At 72.3% G+C, this 2,190-nt stretch carries 1 protein-coding gene; it reads left to right on the top strand.

The features are described from left to right. Window positions 1–30: 30 nt before the first annotated feature. A partial coding sequence (locus Dsi01nite_RS56785) for a non-ribosomal peptide synthetase (RefSeq protein WP_203854865.1) occupies window positions 31–2,190 on the top strand: 2,160 nt, incomplete at its 3' end.

Here is a 2,190-nt window from a genome sequence, read left to right as displayed (position 1 = left end):
GGCGAGCCCGGCGCCCCGCAGGAAGAGGCCGTGCCGACGCCGGCCTTGTACGACCTGAGCCTGACCATCGCCGAGACCGGAACCGGCCTGTTCGGCGGGCTCGAGTACAGCACGCAACTGTTCGACGAGGTCACCGTCCGGCGGATGATCGGGCACCTGTCCACGTTGCTGGAGTCGGTCGCGTCGGCCCCGGATCGGGCGTTGTCGCAGCTGCCGATGCTGAGCGCGGCGGAGCTGGGCGACCTGGAGCTCTGGAGTGGAACCGCGCTGGACCCGCCGGCGGTGTCCGGCGTCCATGAGCTGATCGCGGGGCACGACGGGTCGGCGGTGGCGGTGTGGGCCACGGACGAGCAGCTGACGTATGCGGAGCTGGACGAGCGGTCCGGTCGGTTGGCGGCCCGGCTGCGCGGGATGGGTGTGGGCGCGGAGACGGTGGTCGGGTTGTGTCTGCCACGCGGGGCCGACCTGGTGGTGGCGATCGTGGCGGTGTGGAAGGCCGGCGGTGCCTATCTGGCGCTCGACGCGCAGTATCCGCCGGAGCGGCTGGCGTTCCTGCTGACCGATGCCGGGGTGTCGGTGCTGGTCGCGGACCGTTCAGTGGCCGGTTCACTGCCGGAGGTGCTTCCGGCCGTGCTGTGGTGGGACGCCTGGCCGGCCGCGACCGCGCCCGACGTTGACGTCAACCCGGCACAGAGCGCGTGTGTCATCTACACGTCGGGGTCGACGGGCCTGCCCAAGGGCGCCGTCGTGTCGCACGGTGCGCTGCTCGGGGAGTTCGCGGCGTGGTCGGCGGCGCACTTCCGCTCCGGCGACCGGCTGCGCTGGCTGACGCTGGCCAGTGCGAGTTTCGATGTGTTCACCGGTGATGTGGTGCGGGCGCTGGGGGCCGGCGGCACGTTGGTGGTGGGTGAAGTCGGCGCTCAGCTCGACATCCCGCGGTGGTGCTCGTTGCTGCGCGCGCAGGAGGTGCAGGCGTTCGAGTCCGCGCCGCGGTACGTCGATGAGCTGGTGGACCACCTGGAGCGTGGCGGTCTGGCGTTGCCGGCGTTGCGGCTGGTCGTGGTCACGACGGATGTATGGCGATGGGAGTCGGCGCAGCGGGCCCGTCGGGTGCTCGGCGCCGGGGTGCGGGTTCTGACCGCGTATGGGGTGACCGAGGCAACGATCGACTCGACGTTCTGGCCGGTGTCGGAGCGCTCCGAGGACCAGGGTCCGGTGCCGATCGGCGGTCCGTTGCCGGGGGTGCGGTTGCAGGTGTTGGACCGGTATCTGTCCGCGGTGCCGGTGGGTGCGGTCGGCGAGTTGTTCATCGGCGGGGTCGGGCTGGCGCGGGGATACCTGGGCCGGCCGGCGTTGACCGCCGAGAGGTTTGTTGCGGCGGCTGGCGGCGGCCGGTGGTATCGGACCGGTGACCGGGTCCGGCGCGGCGTGGACGGCGGTCTGCTGTTCCTGGGCCGCGCCGATGACCAGGTGAAGGTGCGGGGGTTCCGGGTCGAGCCGGGTGAGGTCGAGCACGCGCTGGAGGGTCATCCGGCGGTGGCGGCGGCGGTGGTTGTCTCGGACGGTGGGGACCGGCTGGTTGCCTACGTGGTCCCGCGCGGCGCACTGGCGGTGGAGCAGTTGCGGGCGTTCCTGGCCGGGCGGCTGCCGGAGTATCTGATCCCGGCGGTGTTCGTGCAGCTGGCGACGTTGCCGTTGACGCCGAACGGCAAGGTCGACCGGGCCGGCCTGGCGGTGGTGGACGGAAGCCGGCTGGAGCTGTCGGGTGGATACGTGGCGCCGGTCGGGGCGGTGCAGGATCTGCTGGCCGGGATCTGGGCCGGGCTGCTCGACGTGGAGCGGGTCGGTGCCACCGACAACTTCTTCGACCTCGGCGGGCACTCCCTGCTGGCGACCCGGGTGGTGTCGCGGATCCGCGCGGTGCTGGAGGTCGAAGTGCCGGTGGCGGCGCTGTTCGATGCGCCGACGGTGGCGGGGTTGAGCCGGGTGATCGAGGCGGCCGCCCCGGGGATGGTGGCGCCGGCGATCGTGCCGGTCGAGCGGGGCCGGCCGTTGCCGTTGTCGTTCGCGCAGCAGCGGTTGTGGTTCCTGCACCGGCTGGAGCCGGGTTCGGTGGAGTACAACATGCCGATGGCGGTCCGGTTGCCGGGCGACGTCGACCGGGAGGCGTTGATCGCCGCGTTGACGGCG

Source organism: Dactylosporangium siamense (assembly GCF_016862795.1).
Classification (GTDB): domain Bacteria; phylum Actinomycetota; class Actinomycetes; order Mycobacteriales; family Micromonosporaceae; genus Dactylosporangium; species Dactylosporangium siamense.
The sequence above is the reverse complement of the archived record's forward strand: the minus strand, read 5'-3'. Positions and strand labels throughout refer to the sequence as shown.